7 protein-coding genes are annotated in these 22,816 nt (G+C 73.1%); all 7 read right to left on the reverse strand.

The window, feature by feature from the left end:
* Positions 1–9,894 (reverse strand): type I polyketide synthase (locus ACVCAG_RS44730; protein ID WP_447191591.1); only part of this gene is annotated, 9,894 nt, incomplete at its 3' end.
* Positions 9,895–9,922: 28 nt separating this feature from the next.
* Positions 9,923–10,813 (reverse strand): FG-GAP repeat domain-containing protein, encoded by an 891-nt coding sequence (locus ACVCAG_RS44735; RefSeq protein WP_447191592.1) that lies wholly within the window; start codon positions 10,811–10,813, stop codon positions 9,923–9,925.
* Between the two features lie 190 nt (positions 10,814–11,003).
* Positions 11,004–11,777 carry an ABC transporter permease subunit gene (locus ACVCAG_RS44740; protein ID WP_447191593.1) on the reverse strand — a complete coding sequence of 258 codons (774 nt, stop codon included), beginning with the start codon at positions 11,775–11,777 and terminating at the stop codon, positions 11,004–11,006.
* The gene (locus ACVCAG_RS44745) at positions 11,774–12,673 is read right to left on the reverse strand and encodes an ATP-binding cassette domain-containing protein (RefSeq protein WP_440089736.1); all 900 of its coding nucleotides are present in this window, start codon (positions 12,671–12,673) and stop codon (positions 11,774–11,776) included. Before ACVCAG_RS44745 ends, ACVCAG_RS44740 begins: the two co-directional genes overlap by 4 nt.
* A 30-nt stretch (positions 12,674–12,703) precedes the next feature.
* On the reverse strand, positions 12,704–14,206 hold the full coding sequence (locus tag ACVCAG_RS44750) for an isochorismate synthase (protein ID WP_440089738.1): 1,503 nt from the start codon (positions 14,204–14,206) through the stop codon (positions 12,704–12,706).
* A gap of 16 nt (positions 14,207–14,222) precedes the next feature.
* A complete protein-coding gene (locus ACVCAG_RS44755) occupies positions 14,223–15,833 on the reverse strand; it encodes a (2,3-dihydroxybenzoyl)adenylate synthase (RefSeq protein WP_447191594.1) in 1,611 nt (536 codons plus the stop codon).
* A 19-nt stretch (positions 15,834–15,852) separates the two neighbouring features.
* Positions 15,853–22,773, reverse strand: a complete 6,921-nt coding sequence (locus tag ACVCAG_RS44760; protein ID WP_447191595.1) for a type I polyketide synthase — start codon at positions 22,771–22,773, stop codon at positions 15,853–15,855.
* Positions 22,774–22,816: the final 43 nt, after the last annotated feature.

A 22,816-nucleotide genomic window follows, 5' to 3' on the forward strand; every position in this document is an offset into this window, starting at 1 on the left:
AGGAGACAAGCGGCCACTGAAGACCACCGACCCACCACCGGCGACCTCCGTCACCGCACTCAACAACGGATGATCGATGGCGCCGAGCCCCACACCGGCCATGTCGCCGGTCTCGATCTGTGTGGGGACCCAAAAGCGCTCACGCTGGAAGGCGTACGTCGGCAGATCCACGCGGTGTGGCCGCGCCGGAGCGAAGAGAGCGTCCCAATCGAGCGAGACACCGTGCGTGTGCAACCGGTCGAGCGCCTCGATGAGTGTCCGGATCTCGTCCCGGTCCTTGCGAGCGGTCGCGACGAACACACCGTCCTGCACGCTCTGCTGGGCCAGGGCGGTCAGGGTGGTGTCCGGGCCGACCTCCACGAACACGTTCGCCTGGCAGGCGGCCACACCATCGGCGAAGCGCACCGCCTCCCGCACATGCCGCACCCAGTACGCCGGATCGGTCAACAGCCCCGGCTCCGCGGGCCGGCCCGTCACGTTGGAGACGACAGGAATGGCCGGCTCACTGAAAGTCAGAGCGGAGACGACCTGCTCGAACTCGGCGAGCATCGGCTCCATCAACGGCGAATGGAAGGCGTGCGACACGCGCAGGCGTCGGGTGCGGGCACTCGTCAGGGCGGCGATCTCCTCCACCGCACTCTCGCTACCGGAGATCACCACGGCCTCCGGGCCGTTCACCGCGGCGATGCCGACGTCCTGGCGGCCTTCCAGCAGCGGGAGGACCTCCGCCTCGGGGGCGGCGACGGCCAGCATCGCCCCACCCTCCGGCAGCCCCTGCATCAACCGCGCCCGCGCGGAAACCAGCGCACACGCATCGGGCAGCGACAGCACCCCCGCCACATGAGCGGCGGCGATCTCCCCCACCGAGTGACCCACCAGCACGTCCGGGGTGACCCCCAGCGAGGCCAGCAGGCGGTAGAGGGCGACCTCGAAGGCGAACAGCGCCGGCTGGGTCATCCCGGTCTCGGCCAACACCTCGTCCGGGCCCGAGAACATCGCCTCACGCACCGGGTGCGGCAGCAGCGCACAGATCTCATCCAGCGCCTCGGCGAACACCGGGAACGCCGCCGCGAGGGACGCCCCCATGCCCACCCGCTGGCTGCCCTGACCGGCGAACAACATCGCCAACCCGCCACCGGCCGCGGCACCCGGCGTCGCCGTGCCCTCGGCCAGGGCACGCAGGCCCGCCACCAGCTCGGCCCGATCCGCGCCGACCACCACCGCGCGCTGCTCCAGCACCGAACGACCGCTCGCCAACGTCCAAGCGGCATCGGCCACGTCCAGCTCCGGCCGCTCCTCCACCCAGGAGGCGAGCCGGGAAGCCTGCCCCCGAAGCGCCTCCGAAGTCTTGGCCGAGATCAGCCACGGCGTCACCGGCAGCTCGACAACACCGGCCTCGACCTCGGCCTCCACCGGACCCTGCTCGATGATCACATGCGCGTTCGTCCCGCTGACGCCGAAGGACGACACCGCCGCCCGGCGCGGACGATCGCCGGCGTCCCAGGGACGGGCCTCGGTCAGCAGCTCGACGGCACCGGCCGTCCAGTCCACGTGCGGCGAGGGCTCCTCGGCGTGCAGGGTCTGCGGCATGACGCCGTTGCGCAGCGCCATCACCATCTTGATCACGCCACCGACACCGGCGGCCGCCTGCGCGTGACCGATGTTCGACTTCAACGAACCCAGCCACAGCGGCCGGCCCTCCGGCCTGTCCTGGCCGTACGTGGCGATCAGCGCCTGGGCCTCGATCGGGTCACCCAGCACCGTTCCCGTGCCGTGCGCCTCGACCACATCGACATCCGCGCTCGACAGGCCCGCGTTGGCCAGCGCCTGACGGATCACCCGCTGCTGCGCCGGGCCGTTCGGGGCGGTCAGCCCGTTGCTCGCACCGTCCTGGTTGATCGCGCTGCCGCGGACCACGGCGAGCACCCGGTGGCCGTTGCGCTGGGCGTCCGAGAGCCGCTCGACGAGCAGAACGCCGACGCCCTCGGCCCAGCCGGTGCCGTCGGCCTCCGCGGAGAACGCCTTGCAGCGCCCGTCCGCCGACAGGCCACGCTGGCGGGAGAACTCCACGAACGTGCCGGGTGAGGCCATCACCATCACGCCGCCCGCGAGCGCAAGATCGCATTCACCCGTGCGCAGCGCTTGCGTGGCCAGATGCAGCGCGACCAGCGACGACGAGCACGCCGTGTCGACCGTGACCGCGGGACCCTCCAGGCCCAGGGTGTAGGAGACCCGGCCGGAGGCGACGCTGGCCAGGCCGCCGGTGAGAAGGTATCCCTCCACGGACTCCGCGCCTTCGAAGCGCCGCGGCCCGTACTCCATGGGGGCTATGCCGGTGAACACTCCGGTCTGGCTTCCCCGCAGCTCCGCCGCGTCGATGTCGGCGTGCTCGATCGCCTCCCACGACGCCTCCAGCAGCAGGCGCTGCTGCGGATCCATCGCGAGCGCCTCGCGCGGCGAGATGCCGAAGAAGCCCGCGTCGAACTCGGCCGCGTCGTAGAGGAACCCGCCGTATCGGGTGGAGGAGGTGCCCCGGTCGTCCGGGTCGCCGGAGAACAGCCGGTCCAGGTCCCAGCCGCGGTCGGTGGGGAACTCGCCGACCACGTCGGAACCGGCGGCCACCAGGTCCCACAGGTCCTCGGGCGAGGAGACGCCGCCGGGGAACCGGCAGGCCATCCCCACGATCGCGATCGGCTCGTCGTATCCGGCCGTCCGGACCGCCGAGGACGCCGAGGACGCCGCGGTGGTGTCGCCGAGCAGTGCCGTCCGCAGGTACTCCGTCAGCACCGTCGGTGACGGGTAGTCGAACAGCAGCGAGCTCGGCAGCCGCAGGCCGGTGGCCGCGTTGAGCCTGTTCCTGAGCTCGACCGCGGTCAGCGAGTCGAAGCCCGCGTCCTTGAACGCGCCCGTCGCGCTGATCACGTGCGGTGTCACGTGTCCGAGCACCAGGGCCGCCTGGCCGCGGACCAGGTCGAGGAGCGTGCGTTCCTGCTCCTCCGGGCTCATCTCGCGCAGGAGTTGCCCGAGTGCCACGTCGCCGGACGCACCGGCCGCGCGGCGCTCGATCGGCTTGCGCAGCAGGGCGCGCAGCATCGCGGGCGCCGGGTCGGCGACCTTCGCGAGGCTCAGCCGCGCGGGAAGCGCCGTCTCCGCCGACGCGGCGAGCGCCGCGTCGAAGAGCGCGAGCGCCTGGTCCGGCGGCAGCGGGGCGACGCCCAGCCGTGCCCACCGCGCCAGGTCGGCCGTGGCGAGTGTCGCCCCCATGCCGCCGAACTCCGAGGAGTTGTCCCACAGGCCCCACCCGAGCGCCGTCGCGGGCAGGCCGAGCGTACGGCGGTGCCGGGCCAGACCGTCCAGGAACGCGTTGGCCGCGGCGTAGTTGGCCTGGCCTGCGCTGCCCAGCGTGCCCGCGCACGACGAGAACAGCACGAACGCCGACAGGTCGCGGTCGCGGGTCAGCTCGTGCAGGAGCCAGGCGGCCTCGGCCTTGGTCCGCCACACGGCGTCGAGCCGTTCCGGGCTCAGGGCCGAGACGACGCCGTCGTCCAGGACGCCGGCGATGTGCACGACCCCGGTCAGCTCCCGGCAGGAGTCGACGAGCGCGGCCAGCGCGTCGCGGTCGGACAGGTCGCACGCGGTCAGCTCGACCCGCGCGCCGAGCGCGGCCAGCTCGGCCGCCAGCTCGACGGCTCCGGCCGCCCGCGGGTCGCGGGTGGGCAGCACGAGGTCGCGTACGCCGTGCGCGGTGACGAGGTGCCGGGTGACCACTCGCCCCAGCCCGCCCGTGCCGCCGGTGACCAGGACGGTGCCGCCGGGTGTCCACGGCGCCTCCCCCGGCGGCAGGTCGCGCTTGACCAGCCGGGGGACGAAGATCCTTCCTTCTCGTACCGCCAGCTGCGGCTCGTCGTAGGCGAGGGCGGCGGCGATGAGGTCCTGCGCGGTGCCGTCGTGGTCGAGCAGCACGAACCGGCCGGGGTACTCGGTCTGCGCGGACCGCACCAGACCCCAGACGGCCGTCGCGGCCAGGTCGGTCTCCTCGCCGGTGGCGCCCCTGGTGAGGATCACCAGTCGCGAGGACGAGGGGTGGTCACCGGCGAGCCGGTCCTGGACGGCGGAGAGCACACGCAGCACGGCCGCGCGTGCCCGCGCGGTCTCGTCCCGTTCACCCGTCTCGTCCCGCTCGTCCTCGTCCACCCAGTCCAGGAACACGTCATCGGAGGCGGGGGCGCCACCGGTGGCCGGAACCGGGACCCAGTCGACCGCGAACAGCCCGACGTGTTCCGTGGGTACGCCGCCGGGACCGCCGGCCTCCAGCCAGTACCGCTCGCGCTGGAAGGCGTAGGTGGGCAGCTCGACGCCACGGGCCGCGGCCGGGACCGCGGCGAAGTAGGTGTCCCAGTCGACGGTGGTGCCGCAGGCGTGGAGCCGGCCGAGGGCCTGCACGAAGGTGCGGATCTCCTCACGTTCCTTGCGCGCGGCCGCGACGAACACGCCGTCGGCGAGCGTCTGCTGGGCCAGGCCGGTCAGGATGCCCTCGGGGCCGACCTCCAGGAAGACGCTCGCCTCGGTGGCGCTGATCGCGTCGGCGAAGCGAACCGGCCGCCGCACGTGCTCGACCCAGTACCGGGCGTCGGTGAGCTGCCCGGGGGCCGCGAGGTCGCCGGTTACGGCGGAGACGACCGGGAGGCGGGGCTCGTAGTAGGTGACGGTGGCCGCGATCCGCCCGAACTCGGCCAGCATCGGCTCCATCAGCGGCGAGTGGGAGGCGTGCGAGACCCGCAGCCGGCGCGTGCGCACGGTGACCCGCTGGGCGATCTCCTCGACCACGGCCGCGACACCGGAGATCACCACCGAGGTGGGCGCGTTGACGGCCGCGATGGCGACCTGGTCCTCACGTCCCTCGATGAACGGCAGCACGTCGGCCTCCGACGCGGCGATCGCGAGCATCGCCCCGCCCGGGGGAAGCGCCTGCATCAGCCTGGCCCGTGCCGCGACCAGCGTGCAGGCGTCGGCCAGGGAGAAGACTCCCGCGACGTGGGCGGCGGCGATCTCTCCGACGGAGTGGCCGGTCACGACGTCCGGTGTGACACCCAGGGAGCCCAGCAGGCGGGAGAGCGCGACCTCGAAGGCGAAGAGGGCGGGCTGGGTCATCAGCGTCTCGTCGAGCACGCCGCCGGGGTCGGCGAACATCGTCTCGCGGAGCGGATACGGCAACTGCCCGTCCAGCAGGGCGCAGATCTCCTCCAGCGCCTCGGCGAACACCGGGAAGGCGGCGGCCAGGTCGCGGCCCATGCCCAGCCGCTGGCTGCCCTGCCCGGTGAACAGCAGGGCCAGCCTGCCGCCGTGGCCGCTGCCGGTCACCACGTCGGGTGCCGCCGTACGCCCGGCCAGTGCCCGAAGGCCCGCCAGCAGTTCCTCGCGGTCGGCGCCGACGACCACCGCGCGCTGTTCCAACAGCGCGCGGTCACCGGCCAGGGCGGCGCCGGTCGCGGCGATCGGCGTGTCCTGTGTCGTCCAGGACGCGAGCCGCCCGGCCTGCGCCCGCAGCGCTTCGGGGGTTCTGGCCGAGATCAGCCACGGCGTCACCGGCAGCTCGGCGGCCTCGGCCTCGGGCTTCACCGGACCCTGCTCGATGATCACGTGCGCGTTGGTGCCGCTGATGCCGAAGGAGGAGATCGCCGCGCGGCGCGGACGGTCCTCGACGTCCCACGAGCGGGCCTCGGTCAGCAGCTCGACGGCGCCCGTCGACCAGTCCACGTGCGGCGACGGCTCCTCGACGTGCAGCGTGCGCGGCAGCGTCCCGTGCCGCATCGCCATCACCATCTTGATCACACCGCCGACACCGGCGGCCGCCTGCGCGTGACCGATGTTCGACTTCAGCGACCCCAGCCACAGCGGCCGGTCCTCGGGCCGGTCCTGGCCGTACGTGGCCAGGATGGCCTGGGCCTCGATCGGGTCGCCGAGCATGGTCCCGGTGCCGTGGGCCTCGACCGCGTCGACGTCGGCCGCCGACAGGTTCGCGTTGGCCAGGGCCTGGCGGATCAGGCGCTGCTGGGAGGGGCCGTTGGGGGCGGTGAGGCCGTTGCTCGCGCCGTCCTGGTTGATCGCGCTGCCGCGCATGACGGCGAGGACCCGGTGGCCGTTGCGCTGGGCGTCCGAGAGCCGCTCGACCAGCAGCATGCCGAGACCCTCGGCCCAGCCGGTGCCGTCGGCCTCCGCGGAGAACGCCTTGCAGCGCCCGTCCGCCGACAGGCCACGCTGGCGGGAGAACTCCACGAACATGCCGGGCGAGGCCATCACGGTCGCGCCGCCCGCGAGAGCGAGGTCGCAGTCGCCCGACCGCAGCGACTGCGCGGCCAGGTGCAGCGCCACCAGCGACGACGAGCACGCCGTGTCCACCGTGACGGCCGGGCCCTCGAACCCGAACGAGAACGCCACGCGCCCGGAGATCACGCTGCTGGTGGTCCCGGTCAGGACGTAGCCCTCGGCGTTCCCGGTGGCCTCGTGCAACCTGGGACCGTAGTCCTGGGCCGTCGCACCGGCGAACACCCCGGTACGGCTCCCGCGCAACCGGCCGGGGTCGATCCCGGCCCGCTCGATCGCCTCCCACGAGGTCTCCAGCAGCAGCCGCTGCTGCGGGTCCATGGCCAGCGCCTCGCGCGGCGAGATGCCGAAGAAGCCGGGGTCGAACTCCGCCGCCTCGTACAGGAATCCGCCGTGCCGGGCGTAGGACGTGCCGCTGTTGTCGGGGTCCGGGTCGTACAGCCCGCCCAGATCCCAGCCGCGATCGACGGGGAACTCCCCGATCGCGTCCCCCTCCGAGATCACCAGCTTCCACAGGTCGTCGGGGGAGACCACGCCGCCGGGGAACCGGCAGGCCATGCCGACGATCGCGATCGGCTCGTCGTGGCCGACGGCCCGTTCCACGGCCGGCACCGGCGCGGAGTCTGCGGAGTCACCCGTCAGCTCCGCGCGCAGGAACGCGGCGAGCGCGGCCGGCGTGGGGTAGTCGAACAGCAGCGAGGTCGGCAGCGTCAGGCCGGTGGCGGTGTTGAGCCTGTTCCTGAGCTCGACCGCGCTGTAGGAGTCGAATCCGAGCGCCTTGAAGGCGGTGCCGGCGTCCACGGTCGCGGTGGTGGCGTGGCCGAGCACGAGCGCGACGCAGGTCCGTACGAGGTCGAGGAGCACCTGCTCCCGCTCCGGTCCGGCCAGCCCGGCCAGGCGGCCGGTGAGCGGCCGGGTGTCGTCGGATCCGGCGGCGGGCGACTGCGGGGCGGTGTCGGTGAGCCAGTGGCGCGTGCGCTGGAAGGCGTAGGTGGGCAGCGGGACGCGCCGGGCGCCGGAGAACAGCGCCTCCGCGTTCACCTCGGCGCCACCGGCCTGCAGCGCGGCGAGCGCGAGGCCCGCGGTGAGAGGCTCCGGCCGGCCGTCCCGCAGCGTGGTGACGAACAGCGCGCCGGCGTCCGGCGGCAGGCACTGCTGTCCCATCGCGGACAGGACGGCGCCCGGACCGATCTCCACGAACGTGCTCACGCCCGCGACCGCCAGGGCACGGATGCCGTCGCCGAACCGCACGGCCTCGCGCACGTGCCTGACCCAGTGGTCGGGCGAGCACAGTTCCCGGGCGGACGCGGTGGCGCCGGTGAGGTTGGACACGATCGGGATGACCGGTTCGTGGTAGGTGAGCGACTCGGCCACCCGCCGGAACTCGGCCAGCATCGGATCCATCAGCGGCGAGTGGAAGGCGTGGCTGACGCGCAGGCGACGGACCTTGCGACCGCGCTCGCGCATCTCCTCGGCGATCTCGGCGACGCGGCTCTCCGCGCCGGAGACGACCACGGACTCCGGCCCGTTGATCGCGGCGATGCTCGCCGAGGCGTCGAGCAGGGGGAGGATCTCCTCCTCCGTGGCCTGGACGGCGACCATCATGCCGCCGGACGGCAGGTCCTGCATCAGCTTGCCGCGCGCCGAGACCAGGGCGCAGGCGTCCTCCAGCGACAGCACGCCGGCGATGTGCGCGGCGGCGATCTCGCCGATGGAGTGGCCGATGAGCCGGTCGGGGCGGATGCCCCAGTGCTCGTACAGCCGGGTGAGGGCGACCTCGAAGGCGAAGAGGGCGGGCTGGGTCGTCCCCGTCTCGTGAAGCCGCTCGCCGGGGTCGGTGAACATCGCTTCGAGCAGGTCGCCCTCGAAACAGGCGGCGATCTCGTCGAGGGCCCGCGCGAAGACGGGGTACGTGCCGTACAGCTCGCGTCCCATGCCGCGACGCTGGCTGCCCTGCCCCGCGTAGAGGAAGGCGATCTCGCCGGTGCGCGGCCGGCCCGTCACGATCTCGGCGGCGAGCTCGCCGCGGGACAGCTGCCCGAGTACGTCGGCCAGGCGCTCCGGCTCGTCCAGGACGACGCTCGCCCGGAAGGGGAACGTCGTGCGCGTCGTGGCCAGCGAGTAGGCGACGTCCACGGGATCGGCGCCGGGGGTGGCGAGCAGGTGCTCGCGCAGCCGTGCGGCCTGGCCGCGCAGCGCGGCCTCGCTCTGCCCGGACAGCGGCACGATCAGCGGCCCGGCGGGCTGCGCTGACGGCACAGGCGGCACAGGCGGCACGGACGGCGCGGGTTCCTCCTGCGGATACTCCGCGAGGACCATGTGACAGTTGGCACCGCCCATGCCGAACGAGCTGACCCCGGCCACCAGCGGTACGTCGGCGCGCGGCCAGGGGCTCAGCGCCGTGTTGACCCGGAGGTTGAGCTCGTCGAGGGGGATCCGCGGGTTGGGCGTCTCGAAGTTCAGCGACGCGGGCAGCTCGCGGTGGCTGATGGCCAGCGCGGTCTTCAGGAGGCCGACGATCCCCGCGGCCCCTTCGAGGTGGCCGACGTTGGTCTTGGCCGAGCCGACGAGCAGCGGCGCGCCCGGCTCCCTCGCGGCGCCGATGGCGGTGCCGAGCGCGCGTGCCTCGACGGGGTCGCCGACCCGGGTGCCCGTGCCGTGCAGCTCGACGAACTGGACGTCGGCGGCACTCACCCCGGCACGCTCGCAGGCCAGGCGGATGACCTCCTCCTGGGCGTGCTGGTCGGGAACGGTGAGGCCCTCGCCGCCACCGTCGTTGTTCACCGCGCTGCCCGCGATCACGCAGTACACCCGGTCGCCGTCGGCGAGCGCGCGGGCCAGCGGCTTGAGCACGACGATCCCGCCGCCCTCGCCGCGCACGTAGCCGTTGGCGCGCGCGTCGAAGGTGAAGCACCTGCCGTCGGGGGACAGGGCGCCGAACCTGGCGGCGGCCAGCGTGCTGTCGGGTGTGATGTTGAGGTTGACGCCGCCGACGATGGCGAGTCCGGACTCGCCGTTCCGCAGGCTCTCGCACGCCAGGTGCACGGCGGTCAGCGAGGCCGACTGCGCCGAGTCGACGGTCAGGCTGGGGCCCTGCAACCCGAGGGTGTAGGAGATCCGGTTGGCGAGCAGGGCGCGGCTGAGGCCGGTCAGGCTGTGGCGGGACACGTTGCCCTGGAGCAGCTGGGCGTAGTCGCCGGCCATGGCGCCGATGTAGACGCTCGTGCCGGTGTCGCGCAGGCTCTCCGGGACGATGCCCGCGTCCTCGAGCGCCTCCCAGCTCAGCTCCAGGACCAGCCGCTGCTGGGGATCCATCATCGCGGCCTCGTTCGGCGCGATGCCGAAGAACTCGGCGTCGAACTCGGCGATTCCGTCGATGAAACCGCCGCGCATCGAACTGGTCTCCGGTGAGTTCCACCGGCCGCTCGGCACCTCGGTGATGGCGTCACGGCCATCGCGAAGCAACCGCCAGAATGATTCGGGATCGGGTGCGTGGGGAAGGCGACAGGATATGCCGACGATCGCCACCGCGTCGTCGGAGAAAATACGGGAGGAGAGTTCGAATTGCATTGAACCTATCCAGATTCCGACGGAGTGATCAGCTGATGACGTCGTACATCCCGAATCCGGTGGCGACTGTTACCGGCTCCTGGAAAAGCTCGAGCGGAGAGTCGGGATTGAACTTCCCGCAGTGCCGATAGGCGGCGAGAGTGCCGTCCTGGTGCAGCCCGAGCAGGTCGGGGTGCCCGTCCATGTCGATGTCGGTGAGCGCCATCAGGCGCATGTCCTGCCAGCCGCAGGCGACGACGTGCCAGGTGCCCCCGGTCGCCGTGCCCGGCCTGCCGTCGAACTCGTAGAGGGCGAGGTCGCCGTTGGCCCGGCGGACCAGCAGGTCGAGGTTGCCGTTGCCGGTGAAGTCGGCCATCGCGACGGGGAGGTCGTCGACGTCGATCTCGGTGAGCCGCACCGGATCCTTGTCGTAGGTCTCGTTGCGGAGAACACCCAGGTCGCGGTGGGGGAACACGTCCACGTTGCCGGCGTCCTTGCCCCGGCCGAACGTGTCGTCCGTGCCGGTGCCCGTCACGTCGGCGAACCCGATCGTCTCCCACTGCCGGCCGTCGTCGCGCCTGCCGGACACCCGGATCGGCTCGTCGAACGGGCCGATCTCACCCGGGGCGCCGAGGTTCCGCAGCAGGAAGAAGCCGTGCTCGCCGTTCTCGCCCGGGTTGATGTCGAACTCGTGGGCGCTGAACGCGCAGATGTCCGCCTGCCCGTTCCCCGTGGCGTCGATCGCGCGGACGAAGAAGAAACGCCACCACCCGAAACCCTCGCCGATACTGACCGGCTCATCGAATGTGGCGGTGCCGTTGAATTCGCCGCTGTGTGGATAGACGAACAGCTCGCCCGTTTCCGTGTTCCGTACGAGCAGATCCGGCCGCCCGTCGCCGCGGAAGGACCGGCACTGACCGTTCGCGAAATTCGGTGCCATTCTTGTAGCTCCTCCCGCCGGGTTTACCGAACTTCAGTATTCGCGAGGCGGGATAAAGCGGGTAACCCCTAAGGGCCACTAAAAGCGCTGGTAGAACCATCATTAGGGGGCGGGAACACGGCGACGCCCGGCGGGCCTGGGCGACCGCCGGGCGTCAGGTGTCGAGCGTCGGGTGTCGGTACCGCTGCCGTCAGGCGTCCCGCGAGCGGAACACCGCGAAGGCCACGATCAGCAGGACGGCGGTGAAGGCGGCCATCAGGCCGAGCCCCGTCCAGGGTGCCAGCCGTTCCGCGTGGTGGACGGTGGTGGTGACCCGGAGGCCGGCCGCGATCGGCCAGTACGTGCTCACCCAGTTTCCGACGGCGTCGGGCATGAGCCTGGGCCCGATGATGGGGATGATGAAGTTGACGGCCACCACCACGGTCGTGGCGGCCATCGTGTCGCGCAGCAGGCAACCGAGTGCCACGCCGGTGAGCCCCACCAGGGCCCAGATCAGCCCCATGCCGACGACGGCGCGCAGGACGCCCGGCTGGCCGAGCGCCGCGGCCGGGGCTCCGGCGGCGCCGATCACGGTCTGGCCGACGAGGAACGCACCGAAGGCGGCGATCTCCCCCATCACCAGGGTGATCAGGCCGAACGTCCAGATCTTGGCGGCGAGCAGCCGTCCTCGCCGCGGGACCACGGTCAGGCTCGTGCGGATCATCCCGGTGGCGTACTCGGAGGACACCACCAGCACGCCGAGCGCGCCCACGGCGATCTGGACGAACAGGAACCCGCCGTACATGCTGATGTAGGTGGGGTCGAACGCCGCTCCCGCCTCCCGGTAGCCCTTGGCCGCGCCGTTGGCGGTGAGCGCGCCCGCGCCCACCATGACGGCGACGGTCGCCAGCAGGATGGGAATATTGGACGGGATCGTCCGGAACTTGGTCCATTCCGACCGCATCGTGTCCGCGGTGGCGCTCATGCCGCACTCGCCTGGAACTCGACGCTGTCGCGGGTCAGATCCATGTAAGCCTGCTCCAATGAGCGTTGTGGTGTCAGCTCCGTCAGCACGACCCCGGCGGCCAGCGCGGCCTCGCCGATGCGCCTCGACTCCAGCCCGGTGACGATGAAGGAGCCGTCGGTCCCTTCCTGGACGGAGCCGCCCGCCTCCACCAGGTGGGGGACGAGCAGGTCCTTGTCGTCCGTCCGCACCAGCACGTTGGAGCCCTGCCGGACGAACTCACCGATCCCGATGTCCGCGATCAACCTTCCCCTGCCGATGACGAGGAGGTGGTCGGCGGTCTGCGCCATCTCGCTCATCAGGTGGCTGGAGACCAGGACGGTGCGTCCCTCCCCGGCCAGCCCGCGCATCAGCTCGCGGATCCACTTGATGCCCTCGGGATCCAGGCCGTTGACCGGTTCGTCGAACAGCAGCACCTTCGGGTCACCGAGGAGCGCCACCGCGATCCCGAGCCGCTGGCCCATGCCCAGCGAGAAGGATCCGGCCCGTTTGCGCGCCACCGATTCCAGCCCGACCAGCTCCAGCACCTCGTCCACCCGGTTGCCCGGGATGCCGTTGGTCTGGGCGAGACAGAGCAGGTGGTTGCGCGCCGTACGGCCCTTGTGCAGCGCGCGGGCGTCCAGCAGCGCGCCCACCTCACGCATGGGCCTGGCCACGCCCACGTAGCCGTGGCCGTTCACCGTCACGCTCCCGGCGTTCGGGGCGTCGAGGCCGAGGATCATTCTCATGGTCGTCGACTTGCCCGCTCCGTTCGGGCCGAGGAAGCCGGTGACCCGGCCGGGCTCGACGGTGAACGTCAGGTCGTCCACGGCTGTCCTGTCGCCGAAGCGCTTCGTCAGTCCGTCTATCTGGATCACGTTCACGTGCCTCTCGTGCGTGTTTCCCGATCAAGAGGTTCCCGCCCCATCCGGCCCGTACGCGGGCACGGCGAGGGCATCGAGCATAGGGCGGAACTTGAGCCTGGTCTCCTGGAGCTCCACATCCGGGTCGGAGCCCGCCACGATCCCGCACCCCGCGTAGAGCGTGGCGGTCCCCTCGTGCAAGTGGGCGGAGCGGAGGGCGACGGCGAAGTCCCCCTCCTGGTCGGCGTTCATCCAGCCGACCGGGCCCGCGTACCAGCCGCGGTCGAAGGGCTCGGTCGCGGCGATCCAGTCGAGCGTTCCCTTCCGGGGGTGGCCGCCGACGGCCGGGGTGGGGTGCAGCCGCTCGACGAGGTCGAGCACGCTGGTGTTCTCCGGGTCGGCGATCTCGCCCTCGATGCGGCTGTGCAGGTGGCGCAGGTTCGGCAGGTCGAGCACGTGCGGCTCGGCGGGCACCGAGACCTCCCGGCACACCTGCTCGAAGGCGTGGCGAAGCATCTCGGTGACGACCTGCTGCTCGCGCCGGCACTTGTCGTCCTCCAGCAGGGCGGCGCGCAGCCGCGCGTCCTCGGCCGGGGTGGCGCCGCGCGGCATGGACGCGGCCAGGCTCATCGACCGGGCCCGTCCCGCGTGCAGGCCGACCAGCCGTTCCGGGGTCGCGCCGACGAAGGCGTGCCCGTCGGCCGCGACGGCGAAGACGGTGGTCCCGGACCGCGTGCCGAGCAGGGACCCCAGCACGGACGGCACGTCGTAGGGACAGGGCGAGCTCACGCGCAACTGGCGGGCGAGGACCGCCTTGTCGAACCTGCCGCGGCCGATCTGGTCCGCCGCCCGCGCGACCAGCGCCTTCCACTCGGCGGCGGGCGGGATCTCCGTGACGGTCGTCCCGGCGAGGTGGGGGCTGGGGCACGGGCGCCCGCCCGCGGCGGAGAGCAGGCCGCAGGCCTGGGCGATCACCCCCGCCACGTCGTCCTGCACGGGGTTGCCGGGATCGACGCTCACGCTGAGCGCGAGCGTGGTCCGCCCGTCCCGGTCCCGGGCGACCAGGATCCGGGGCACCCACATCAGCGCCTCCGGGAGCGGTCCGGGCCGCGGGGCGAAGGCGAAGCCGCCGACCAGCGACGGTGTGGCGCGCGGGCCCGGCCCGCCGGTCACCGTGTTCTGGACGGTTCTCTCCCAGCTCGTCCGGATGCCGGCGAAGCGGCCCGCGCCGCGTTCGACGAAGTCGGCCGCGCTGCCCATCGCGATCACGCTCGACTCCGGCGACATCCAGACGAACGCCCGCCTCGTCCGCGCGAACACCGGCACGAGGAGCCCGGCCGGATCGACGGGGTCGATCTCCTGGCGCCAGGTCGCGAGCGTCCTGCTCGCGTTGTTGCGCGCCTCGGCTGTCGCCTTCGCGTGCACTTCCAGGAATCCGGCCAGGTCGATGTCCGGCAGGCGCGGGTCGATGCCCGGCGGGTACGGATCGGTATTCGGCGTGCGCGGGTCGATGTCAGGCAGGTGCGGATCGATGTCTGGCTGGTGCATGGAGAATCGTCCTCTGTTAACCGAACATGCCCACGAGCTGCTTCTTGCTGACCTTGCCGAGCGGCGTGACGGGAAGCGCCTCGACGATCTCCAGGCGGTCGGGGAACTTGAAGGCCGCGACGCCGCGCCCGCGTAGGAACGCGGTGAGCTCCACCAGCGTCGGAGGCGTGCCGCGGGGGACGACGCAGGCGCAGCTCCGCTCGCCGAGGACCTCGTCGGGCAGGCCCACGAAGGCGACCTCGCGGACGTTCGGGTGGGCGAGGAGGTGGTTCTCCACCTCCTCCGCCGCGATCTTGTCGCCGCCCCGGTTGATCTGGTCCTTCACCCTGCCCTCGAAGATCACGTGCCCGGTCGGCAGCAGCCGCACCAGGTCACCGCTCCGGTAGAACCCGTCCGCGGTGAACGACCGGGCGTTGTGCTCCGGCGCCCGGTAGTAGCCGCGGGTGGTGTACGGCCCGCGAGCCAGCAACTGGCCCACCTCGCCGGGGGCGACGTCGTTGTCGTCCTCGTCCACCACCCTCACCTCGTCGTCCGGGGAGACGGGCAACCCCTGGCTGACGAGGACCACGTCCGCCGGATCGTCCGGCCGGTGGAAGCCGCACAGTCCCTCCGCCATGCCGAAGGCCTGCTGGAGCCGGCAGCCGAGGGCGGGCTCCACCCGGCGGGCCAGCTCGGGCTGCAGCTTCGTGCCGCCGATGGTCACGCGGCGCAGGCTGGAGATGTCGTGCTCGCCCCACTCGGCGGCCTCCATCCAGAGCAGGGCCGCGCCGGGGATGAGGCCGGTCTCGGTCACCCGCTCGCGCTCGATGATCGGGAAGGCCTCGTCCGGGCTGGGGCCCGGTGCCAGCACGAGTGTCCCGCCCGCGTGGAAGGTGGCCAGCAGCCCATGGGTCAGCGGCCAGTTGTGGCTCAGCGGCAGGTTCACCAGATGGACGGTGTCCTCGTCGTAGCCGCAGGCCTCGGCGACCGCGCGCCCGCTGTAGCTCCATTCCTGGTGGGCGCGCGGTACGAGCTTGGGGACGCCGGTCGTGCCGCCGGACAGCAGGAAGAGCGCCACCCCCGCCGGGTCGGGGCGGGGCAGGTCGGGCAGGCGCTCGCCCCGTACGTCGCCCAGCGCCACGAAGCCGGTCGAGTCACCCCGGTCACCCGGGTCGCCCGCGACGAGGACGTGCTTGACGGTGGGCACGCGGGCGACGACCTCGGCGGCCAGCTCCCGGTAGTCGAACCCGAGATGCGTGTCCGCGATGACGTAGGCGACCGCCTCGGTGAACTCGCAGAAGTAGGTGATCTCGCTGCTGCGGTGCGCGGGCAGCGCCAGGACCGGCTGGGCGCCGATCCTGAACAGCGCGAAGAAGAGCGTCACCAGCTCCGGCAGGTTGGGCAGCTGCACGACGACGCGGTCTCCGGCGCCGATGCCGAGCTCGTGCAGCCCGGCCGCCGTCCGGTCGGCGCGCGCGTCCAGCTCGGCGTAGGTCCACCGGTGCGGACCCGCCACGAGGGCGGTTCTCCCCGGGTGGGAGCGGGCCAGCCTGCGCAGGAACTCGCCGAGGTTCTCATCGGTCCAGTGGCCCGCCGCCCGGTAGCGTTCCGCGAACTCCTCGGGCCAGGGGGTGAATCCTTCGAGCACGGGGGGCGTCCTTTCCATCTCAGCCCGCGGCCGAGGCCGTGGCCTCGGCGAGCAGGTGTTCCGCCAGCTCTGCCGGGGTCGGGTAGTCGTAGACCGCGTCGGCGGCCAGCGCGATGCCGGTCAGCTCGCTGAGCCGGTTACGCAGCTCCACCGCGGCCATCGAGGAGAACCCGAGTTCGAAGAACTCCGCGTCGGGCTCGACCGCGTCATGCAGCGGGAACTGCAGGATCGCGGCGGCCTGGCGGCGCACCACGTCGAGCAGGATGCCGTGGTGCTCCTCCGCCGGACTGTCGTCCAGCAGGCGGCGGAAGGCGGCGACGCCGTCGACCAGGTCCTCCGGCTCGTCCTGGACGAGCACCGCCTCGGGGATGCCGTCCAGGAGCCGGGAGCGCGTCGCGGCGGCCAGCGCGATCCAGTCCGGGTCGGCGACGACGAGCGTCGTGTCCCCCTGGCGCAGCGCGTGGCGGACGGCCGCGACCGCGTCGGCCGGTTCCTTCAGGCCGACCGCGCCGGACAGCGCCGGCAGCCCCGCCTCGCGCCGCCCTGCGGCCAGCGCGTTGAAGTACTCGTGGGCCGACGCGCCGTCCTCGCCCCAGGCCGCCCCCGCAGGCGCCAGCATGACGAAGGCGGCCAGGTCCGCCGAGCGGGTCCGCTCGTCGAACAACCGGGCCGCCTCCGGCGTCGTGCAGACGACGGCGGTCACCGGGAGATCCAGGAGAGCCGAGAGAGCCGGGAGAGACGAGAGATCGTCGCCGATCGTCCGCACGACCACACCGGGCTCGCCCGCGAGCCTGGCGTCCGGCTCGGTGAGGACGACCTGGTCCGCGCCGTTGCGCGCGGCCCACCTGCCCAGCTCGGCGGTGGTCTCGTCGAGCGGTCCGGCCAGCATGACCGTGCCGCTGGGCAGCCATTCCGCCCCCAGCGCCGCTCCCCGGCACGGTGCCGGTCGCAGCCTGCGCGCGAACACCCCGCCGAGCCGTACGGCCAGCTCCTCCTCCCCGGTCACGCCGGAGAGCACCACGCACAGCTGTCGCAGCACGTGCTCGTCCAGCCTGGCCGGGAGGTCGACCAGCCCGCCGTTTCGCAGCAGCCCGTCGCGGGCCATGGTCCTGAGCGCGCCCCAGGTCCGTACGGTCACCGGCACGACGTCCCCGTCGGACGGCGACACCCGGACCGCGCCCCGCGTGAGAACCCAGACCGGCGCCGAACCGGGCGCGATCTCGGGGAGGGGCGCGCCCTCCGGCAGCAGGTAGACGACGCCCGCCACTCCCGCGTCGGAGGCGGGCATCTCCGGCAGCACGACGGTGTCGGCGCCGTGCGCGGCCAGCCCAGCCGCCAGCGCCCGGCCCGCTCCGGCGGAGCCGTCCGGCGCGACCACCGGCCAGGTTCCCGACAGGACCGGCGCGGGCAGGTCGGTGAGCGGCTGCCAGCCGAGCTGGTAGCGCAGACGCTCGTACTCGGCTCCGGTGCTCCCGGCGCCGTGCAGCCTGGCCAGCGCGGGCAGCAGGTCGTCCAGCGTGGCTCCCGCGCCGAGGCCGAGGGTGGCGAGCAGCCCGTCCAGGTCCTGGCGCGCGACGGCGTCCCACAGCTCACGGTCGGGCGGTGCAGCCGCCACGGCCGTCTCCGCCGGGGGCGGGTCGGGCCAGTAGCGCTGCCGCTGGAAGGGATAGGTGGGCAGTTGCACGGTCGCGCCCGCGCCGACGACCGCGCCCCAGTCGACGTCGGTCCCGTGCGCGGAGACCCGCGCCAGCGCGTCGAGCAGCGCGGCCGCCTCCGGCCGGTCGCGGCGCAGCGCCGGGACGGCCACCCCGGTCCAGCCCTGTACGCAGTCGCCGACCATGGCCGACAGCACGGCGTCGGGGCCGAGCTCCAGGAAGGTGGTGACGCCGCGGCTCTGCAGCGTCCTGATCCCGTCGCAGAAGCGCACGGCCTGCCGCAGGTGCCTGGCCCAGTACTCCGGCGAGGTCAGCTCCTCCGTGGTGGCGGGCTCGCCGGTGACGTTGGAGATGACGGGGATCGCGGGCGGATGGTAGGTCAGCTCTCTCGCGACGTTCAGGAAGTCCTCCAGCGCCGGTTCCATCAGCGGTGAGTGGAAGGCGTGACTGACGGCGAGCCGCTTGGTCTTGTGCCCGCGCCCGGCCAGCAGCTCCGCCAGCTCCAGCACGCTCTCCTCGGTGCCGGACAGGACCACGGAGGCCGGTCCGTTGACCGAGGCGATGCCGACCCTGTCCTCGTACCCGGCCAGCAGCGGCAGCACGTCGGCCTCCGCCGCGCGCACCGAGATCATCGCCCCGCCGGGCGGCAGCGCCTGCATCAGGCCGCCGCGCGCGGCCACGAGCGTGACCGCGTCGTCCAGTGACAGCACGCCCGCGACGTGCGCGGCGGCGAGCTCGCCGATGGAGTGGCCGGCGAGGAAGTCCGGGCGTACCCCCCAGGCCTCCAGGCAGCGGAACAGGGCCACCTCGACGGCGAACAGGGCGGCCTGGGTGTAGCGGGTCTGCCGGAGGAGCTCGGGGTCACCGGTGATGACGTCGCGCAGCGGCCGGTCGAGATGGCGGTCGAACCGGGCGCACACCGCGTCGAACGCCGCCGCGTACTCCGGATAGGCCGCGTACAGCTCCTCCCCCATCCCCTGCCGCTGGCTGCCCTGGCCGGTGAACAGGTAGGCGATCCTGCCCCGGGCGGCCGAACCGGTGATCACGTTGTCCGCCGGCCGCTGCGCCAGCACGGCGTCCAGCCCGGCGGTGAGCTCCTCGCGGGTGGCGCCGAGTACGACCATCCGGCGTTTGAACGAGGAGCGCGTCGTGGCCAGGGACCGGGCGACGTCGGCCGCCGAGTGCTCCGTCCACGACTCCAGATGTCCGCGCAGCCTGCGCGCCTGGGCCTTGAGCGCGTCCTGCGTCTTGGCCGACAGCACCCACGGGATCAGCGGGCGCTCGGGCGCGTCCCGCTTCTCCGCGGGCTCCTCCGGCGCCTGCTCCAGGATGACGTGGGCGTTGGTACCGCTGATCCCGAACGACGAGACGCCCGCGCGGCGCGGCCGCGCGGTCTCGGGCCACGGCGTGGCCTCGGTGAGCAGGCGCACCGCGCCCGCCGACCAGTCCACGTGCGTGGTCGGCTCGTCCACGTGCAGGGTCCTCGGCAGCACGCCGTGCCGCATCGCCATCACCATCTTGATGATGCCCGCGACACCGGCGGCGGCCTGGGTGTGGCCGATGTTCGACTTGATCGAGCCGAGCCAGAGGGGCCGGTCCTCTGGCCGGTCCTGGCCGTAGGTGGCCACGATGGCCTGCGCCTCGATCGGGTCGCCGAGGGTGGTGCCGGTGCCGTGTCCCTCGACGGCGTCGACGTCGGCGTTGGTCAGCCGGGCGTCGGCCAGGGCCTGCTCGATCAGGCGCTGCTGGGAGGGGCCGTTGGGAGCGGTGAGCCCGTAGCTGGCGCCGTCCTGGTTGATCGCGCTGCCGCGCACCACCGCGAGGACCTTGTGGCCGTTGCGGCGGGCGTCGGAGAGCCGCTCCACCAGGAGCATGCCCACGCCCTCGCCCCATCCGGTGCCGTCCGCCGCGTCGGCGAAGGACTTGCAGCGGCCGTCGGCGGCGAGGCCGCGCTGGCGGCTGAAGTCGACGAAGACCGCGGGGGTGGAGAGCACGGTGACGCCGCCGGCGAGCGCGAGCGAGCACTCGCCCCTGCGCAGCGCCTGCATCGCCATGTGCAGCGCGACCAGCGAGGAGGAGCACGCCGTGTCCAGGGTGACCGACGGGCCCTCGAAGCCGAAGGCGTAGGACACCCGGCCGGAGGCGACACCGGCCGAGACGCCGGTGCCGACGAAGCCGTCCAGGTCGCTCGGCACGTTCTGCAGGTGCACCCCGTAGTCGTGGTACATCAGCCCGACGAACACGCCCGTGCTGCTGCCGCGCACGGCGGCCGGGTCGATGCCCGCGTGCTCCAGCGCCTCCCACGAGCCCTCCAGCAGCAGACGCTGCTGGGGATCCATGGCGACGGCCTCCCTTGGGGAGATGCTGAAGAACGACGGGTCGAACGCGGTGGCGTCGTAGACGAACCCGGCCTCCCGCGCGTAGGTGGTGCCGGGGTGCTCCGGGTCGGGGTGGTAGAGCTCGTCCAGGTTCCAGTTGCGGTCGGGTGGGAACATCGACATCGCGTCGCCCTCCCCGGCCACCAGGTTCCACAGGTCGTCCGGGCCGGTGACGCCGCCGGGCAGCCGGCAGCTCATGCCGACGATGGCGATCGGCTCCTCCGTGCTGATCGCGCCGTGAGTGGACACGACCGCCTTGGGGCCGTCGAGGAGCCTGCCGCACAGATACTGGACGAGGGCGACGGGCGTCGGATAGTCGAAGATCAGTGTGGCGGGCAGCCGCAGCCCGGTGGCCGCGTTCATCCGGTTACGGAACTCCACCGCCGTCAGCGAGTCGAAGCCGGCCTCGTTGAGGGGCCGGTCCTGCTCCACGGCGCTCGGGTCGGGGTAGCCGAGCACGGTCGCCACCTGGTCGAGCACCAGATCCATCACGATCTTGTGGTGCTCGCTCTCCGGCAGGCGGGCCAGGCGCTCGCGCAGCTGCGACGCGGCGGCCGGGTCGGAGCCGACCACTCTCCGCTTGGAGACGGGGACCAGCCCTCGCAGGATCGCGGGCAGCGCGCCGAACTGCGCCGCCATCCGCAGGTTGCGCAGCTCCAGCCGGATGGGGACCAGCGTCGCCCGGTCGGCGGCGCAGGCCGTGTCGAGCAGGGCGAGGCCGTCCTCGGTGGTCAGCGGGACGACTCCGGTACGGGCCAGCCTGGCCCGGTCGACGTCGCTGAGGGTGCCGGTCAGCCCGCTGTCCTGCTCCCACAGGCCCCAGGCCAGGGAGAGGGCGGGCAGGCCGAGCCTGCGCCGCCGTACGGCGAGGGCGTCGACGAACGCGTTGGCCGCCGCGTAGTTGCCCTGGCCGGGGCCGCCGAAGACGCCCGCGGCCGAGGAGAACAGCACGAACGCCGAGATCGGCAGGTCCTTGGTGAGCTCGTGCAGGTTCAGCACGGCGTCGGCCTTGGGGCGCAGCACGGCGTCGATCCGCTCGGGCGTCAGGGTGGCCAGCACGCCGTCGTCGAGCGTGCCCGCCGTGTGGACCACCCCGGTGAGCGGGTGCTCCGCGGGAACGGTGGCCAGGACGGCGGCGAGGGCCTCGCGGTCGGCGGCGTCGCAGGCTGCGACGGTCACGTCGGCGCCGAGTTCGGCGAGCTCGGCCACGAGCCGGGCCGCGCCCTCCGCGTCGGGGCCGCGGCGACTGGCCAGCAGCAGCCGCCGCACGCCGTGCCCGGTCACCAGGTGGCGGGCGACGAGGCCGCCCAGCGTGCCGGTGCCCCCGGTGATCAGCACGGTTCCGCCGGCCTCCCAGCCGGTGGCGCCGGTCTCGGCCCCGGTTTCGACTCCGGTCTCGGCCCCGGTCTCGGCTCCGGGTTCGGCGACCGGGTGGCGGGCGAGCCTCGGGACGAGGATCTCGCCCTCGACCAGGGCGGCCTGGGGCTCTCCCGAGGTCGCGGCGGCCAGGACGGCCCGCCACGACGCGTCCGTGCCGTCGACGTCCAGCAGGACGAAGCGGCCGGGGTTCTCCGACTGCGCCGAGCGGATCAGCCCCCACACGGCGGCGCCGGGCAGGTTGTCGCCCGCCACCACTCCCTCGGTGACGACGACCAGGGGGACGTCGGCGTACCTGTCCTGGTCGAGCCAGGACTGTGCCACCGCGAGGACCTCGGTGGTCGCCGCCCGCGCCCCGTCCGCCGGGTCGGCGCCGGTGACCGGGCTACAGGGCAGGAACGCCAGCCTCGGCAGCGGCCCGTCCGGGTCCGGCACGTCGACCTGGGCCCCGGACGCCTCCAGGACGGTGCCGAGCCGCGAGCCGTCGCCGCCGGCGATGACGTAGCGCGCCTCGCCGGGTTCACCGTGCTCGACCGCCGCCACGGGCTGCGCCGCGACCCAGTCGAGGGCGAAGAGCGCGTCGCGCAGCGGGTCGGTGCCCGCCTTGAGGTCCCCGGCGGCCAGTGCCCGTACGACGAGCGAGTCCACGCAGGCGACGGGCGTGCCCGCGGTGTCGGCGACCTCGACGCGGACGCCGTTCGTCCCGGCGGGCGAGAGCCGCACGCGCAGGGCGGCGGCGCCGGTGGCCGCCAGCCGCACGTTGGTCCAGGCGAACGGCAGCATCGGGCCGCCGGAGGCCCCGGAGGCATCAGCGTCGAAGAAGCCGCCCACGGCGAGCGGCTGGATCGCCGCGTCGAGGAGAGCGGGGTGCAGGCAGAACTCGCCGGCCGCGGTGCCCTCCGGCAGCGCGACCTCGGCGAAGATCTCCCGGTCCCTGCGCCACACCGCGGTCAGCCCGCGGAAGGCCGGGCCGTAGTCGACGCCGATCCCGGCCATCAGCTCGTACACGTCGCCCGCCTGCAGGGCCGTCGCGCCCGGCGGCGGCCAGGACGGCTCGGCGAAGGTGGCCGCGGCGGTGTCCTTGGCGAGGAAACCGCTCGCGTGCCTGGCCCACGGTTCCTCGTCGGCGCGGGAGTGGACGGTCAGCGGACGCCTGCCGTCCTGGTCGGGCGCGCCGACGGCGATCTGCACGTGGACGCCGCCGGTGGCGGGCAGGACCAGCGGCGCCTGCAGCGTCAGCTCCTCCAGCAGGTCGCAGCCGACCTCGTCACCCGCCCGTACGGCCAGCTCGACGAAGGCGGTTCCCGGCAGGAGCACCTGCCCGTTGACCGCGTGGTCGGCCAGCCACGGGTGTGTCTTCAGCGACAGCCTGCCGGTGAGCAGGACGCCCTCCGCGTCGGCCAGCGACACGGCCGCGGCGAGCAGCGGGTGCCCGGTGGTACCGAGGCCGAGCTGCGCGAGGTCGCCGCTGGTCTGGACGCTGCCCGGCCAGTAGTGCTGGTGCTGGAAGGCGTAGGTGGGCAGATCCACCCGGCGAGGCCCGGCCGGGGCGATGGCCCGCTCCCAGTCCACC

The organism is Streptosporangium sp. G12 (assembly GCF_052983175.1).

What these genes read in the sequence shown, in the direction of transcription:
- ACVCAG_RS44740 (WP_447191593.1), bottom strand. Translation starts at nt 11,777, where the DNA reads ATGAGCGCCACCGCGGACACGATGCGGTCGGAATGGACCAAGTTCCGG.
- ACVCAG_RS44735 (WP_447191592.1), bottom strand. Translation starts at nt 10,813, where the DNA reads ATGGCACCGAATTTCGCGAACGGTCAGTGCCGGTCCTTCCGCGGCGAC.
- ACVCAG_RS44750 (WP_440089738.1), bottom strand. Translation starts at nt 14,206, where the DNA reads ATGCACCAGCCAGACATCGATCCGCACCTGCCTGACATCGACCCGCGC.